The sequence below is a fragment of the Dietzia sp. DQ11-44 genome (assembly GCF_014145205.1).
Taxonomy (GTDB): domain Bacteria; phylum Actinomycetota; class Actinomycetes; order Mycobacteriales; family Mycobacteriaceae; genus Dietzia; species Dietzia natronolimnaea.
Genome location: NZ_JAALEC010000319.1, coordinates 1 through 3,475 on the forward strand (window position 1 = coordinate 1; position 3,475 = coordinate 3,475).

4 protein-coding genes are annotated in these 3,475 nt (G+C 70.8%); 2 read left to right on the forward strand and 2 right to left on the reverse strand.

Going from position 1 to position 3,475, the window contains the following annotated elements; genetic code table 11:
* Positions 1-221: acyl-CoA carboxylase subunit epsilon (locus tag G6018_RS17665; protein WP_182639405.1), on the reverse strand; the 221-nt coding region annotated here is incomplete at its 3' end.
* Positions 218-1,867, reverse strand: a complete 1,650-nt coding sequence (locus G6018_RS08705; RefSeq protein WP_182639406.1) for an acyl-CoA carboxylase subunit beta — start codon at positions 1,865-1,867, stop codon at positions 218-220. The genes G6018_RS08705 and G6018_RS17665, both read right to left, overlap by 4 nt.
* Before the next feature lie 106 nt (positions 1,868-1,973).
* On the opposite strand from G6018_RS08705, the gene G6018_RS08710 reads away from it, so the two are divergent.
* Positions 1,974-2,852: a biotin--[acetyl-CoA-carboxylase] ligase gene (locus G6018_RS08710; RefSeq protein WP_182616338.1), complete on the forward strand. Its 879-nt coding sequence runs from the start codon at positions 1,974-1,976 to the stop codon at positions 2,850-2,852.
* 3 nt (positions 2,853-2,855) lie between these two features.
* Positions 2,856-3,419, forward strand: coding sequence for a PH domain-containing protein (locus G6018_RS08715; protein ID WP_182609608.1), 564 nt, complete (start codon positions 2,856-2,858; stop codon positions 3,417-3,419).
* Positions 3,420-3,475: the final 56 nt, after the last annotated feature.

The window sequence follows — 3,475 nt, forward strand, 5'->3', positions numbered from 1 at the left end:
TCCTCGTAGGACCCCCAGTCGTCCTTGATTCCCGTGGGGAACTCACCCTGGTGGACGGCGTTACCCTGCGCGGTCGCGAGCACGGCGGCCAGGATGCCCACCTCGACCGCGGTGGGGTTGCCGCGCACGACCTGGAAGAACGGCGCCGCGGCCTTCTCCTCCGTGGCCTCGTTCTCCACGGCCGTGTTCTCCGCGGCCTGCTGCTGCTCGGCGGCGGTCACAGCGGGATGTTCCCGTGCTTCTTGGCGGGCACCTCGACGACCTTGCGGTCGAGCAGGCGGAGCGCCTGAGCCACCTGCAGGCGGGTGTGCGACGGCGGGATGACGGCGTCGACGTAGCCCCGCTCGGCGGCGACGTACGGGTTGACGAGGGTGTCCTCGTACTCGGCCTGCAGCTTCAGGCGCAGCGCGTCGACGTCCTCGCCGTTCGCGGCGGCGGCCTTCAACTGCTCGCGGTAGACGAACCCGACGGCCCCGGACGCGCCCATGACGGCGATCTCGGCCGTCGGCCACGCCAGGTTGATGTCGGCGCCCATGTGCTTGGAACCCATGACGTCGTACGCGCCGCCGTATGCCTTGCGGGTGATCACGGTGACCTTGCCGACCGTGGCCTCACCGTAGGCGTACAGCAGCTTCGCGCCGCGGCGGATGATCCCGTCGAACTCCTGGCCGGTGCCGGGCAGGAAGCCGGGGACGTCGACCAGGGTCAGGATGGGGATGTTGAAGGCGTCGCAGGTGCGGACGAAGCGCGCGGCCTTCTCGGAGGCCTTGATGTCCAGGCAGCCGGCGAACTGGGTGGGCTGATTGGCCACCACGCCGACGCTGCGGCCCTCGACCCGGCCGAACCCGACGATCACGTTCATGGCGTACTGCGCCTGGGTCTCGAGGAACTCGCCGTCGTCGACGATGTGCGAGATGACCTCGTGCATGTCGTACGGGCTGTTGGAGGAGTCCGGGATGATCGTGTCCAGCTCGTGGTCCTCGAGGGTGAGGTTGTCCTCGATCGCGCCCTCGGTCGGCGGGACCGGGAACCGGGGGGCCTCGGCCCGGTTGTTGCTGGGCAGGTAGGACAGCAGGTCCTTGACGTAGTCGAGGGCGTCCTGCTCGTCGTTCGCGGTGTAGTGGGAGACGCCCGACTTGGTCATGTGCGTGGTGGCACCGCCGAGCTCCTCCTGGGTGACCTCCTCGCCGGTGACCGTCTTGATGACGTCCGGGCCGGTGACGAACATCTGCGAGGTCTTGTCGACCATCACGGTGAAGTCGGTGAGGGCGGGGGAGTAGACGTGGCCACCGGCGGAGGGGCCCATGATCAGGGACACCTGGGGGATCACCCCGGACGCCTGGACGTTGCGGTGGAAGATCTCCCCGTACAGACCGAGCGAGACCACACCCTCCTGGATGCGGGCACCGGCACCGTGGTTGATGCCGATCATCGGCCGGCCGGTTTTGAGGGCCAGGTCCATCACCTTGACGATCTTCTCGCCGTAGACCTCACCGAGGGAGCCGCCGAAGACGGTGGCGTCCTGCGAGAACACGCAGACGCTCCGGCCGTCGACGGTGCCGTACCCGGTGATGACACCGTCGCCCAGCGGCCGACGCTCGGCCAGGCCGAAGGTTGTGGCACGGTGGCGGGCGAGCGCGTCGATCTCGACGAACGAGCCCGGATCGAGCAGGTTCTCGATCCGCTCGCGGGCCGTCATCAGGCCCTTGTCGTGTGTCCTGTCGACCGCGGCCTGTCCCATCGGGGCGCGGGCTTCGTCGAGCCGCCGACGCAGCTCGGACAGCTTCCCGGCGGTCGTGTGGATGTCGGGCGTCGCAGCGTCGGTCTGGACGTCGTCACTCACGTCCGGTTCTGAGGCAGTCGTCATGTTGTAAGACTCTAACGACTCGGGTGGCTCCGTGGCGACGTGACCCGGCCTACTCCCCCGACACCGACCCCGCCGTCGGGCGGGGTTCGGACCTACTCTGGACGTCGTGCACGCAGACCCCGGACCCGAATCGCCGCGCCCGCTCGACGCCGATGCCCTCCGCCGGGAGCTGGTCGAGAGGCCGGGTGCGCCGTACAGCTCCCTCGAGGTCCTGGAGGAGGTCGGGTCGACCAACGCCGAGGCGATGAGGCGAGCGGGACTGGGCGCCGCGGACCGCGGTGTGCTCCTGGCCGAGTACCAGGCCTCGGGACGCGGGCGGCTCGGACGCACGTGGACGGCGCCTCCGCGGACCCAGGTGGTGGTGAGTGTCCTGCTGCGGCCCGGCTCGGTCTCACCCACCCTGTTCGGGTGGCTGCCCCTGGTCACGGGTCTCGCGATCCGGGACGGACTCGTGGCGGCGGGCGGGGTGGACGCCACGCTCAAGTGGCCCAACGACGTGCTCGTCGACGGGGGCAAGATCGCGGGGATCCTCTCGGAGATGACGACGGTCCCCGCGGAGGGGGACTTCGAGTTGCGCCTTCCCGCGCTGGTGGTGGGTGTGGGGATCAACGTGACACTGACGCGGGAGCAACTGCCCGTCCCGCACGCGACCTCCCTCGCCCTCTCCGGTGGGACGACCGACCGTGACGTCGTCGCACGGGCGGTCCTCGAGGCCCTGGCGCACCGGCACGAGCAGTGGCGTCGATGCGAACGCGGGAGCGGATCGACCATCTCGGACGAGCTCATGGCCGAGTACTCGGCGGCCTGCTCGACCGTCGGGGCCGAGGTCCGCGTCGAACTGCCGGGCGACGTCGTACGGACAGGGCGAGCCGCACGCGTGGACAGGGAGGGCCGCCTCGTCGTCGTCACCCCGGACGGGGAGCTGTCCGTGGCCGCCGGGGACGTGACCCACGTGCGTCCGGCCGCCGGCCGGTGGGGCGGCTGACCCGTGGGGTTCGTCCGTTCGGTCGTCTCTCCGGGGGAGACGCTGATCGTCCACAGCCACCCGCACTGGCGCGCGCTCGTGCGCCCCGCACTGGTGACGGTGATCGGCGCCGGTCTCGCCGGGATCGCCGGGGGGTTCATCGAGACGCAGGTCGTGCACTCGGGGGACCGGGCCGCGACCTGGGCGATGGTGGCGGGGATCTACCTCCTCGTTGTCCTGCGCTTCGGCCTGTGGCCCGCGCTGCGGTGGGCGCGCACCGACCTCGTGGTGACCGACGAGCGCGTGCTCTACCGGCCGGCCGGCTCGACGCGACGGTGTGTGGACGTGCCGTTGCGCCGGATCAGTGCCGTGCGGTTCCGGCACACCCTCACCGACCGGGCCCTGGGCACCGGGTGTCTCATCCTCGAGTGCGGACACCTGCCCCCGGTCGAGATCGACCATGTCCCCGCCGTGGCGCGGGTCCACGCCACGGTCTACGACGAACTGCTCCGTCTGCCCGCGGTGCCCCCGCCCGGCCCCCTCGCCCCGCCACCCCGCTTCCGCTGGGGGCTGCCGGGGCGTCGGTGACCTCCCCACCACCCGTGAGAACATGGACCACGTGAACGACGACTCGCGCATCCGCC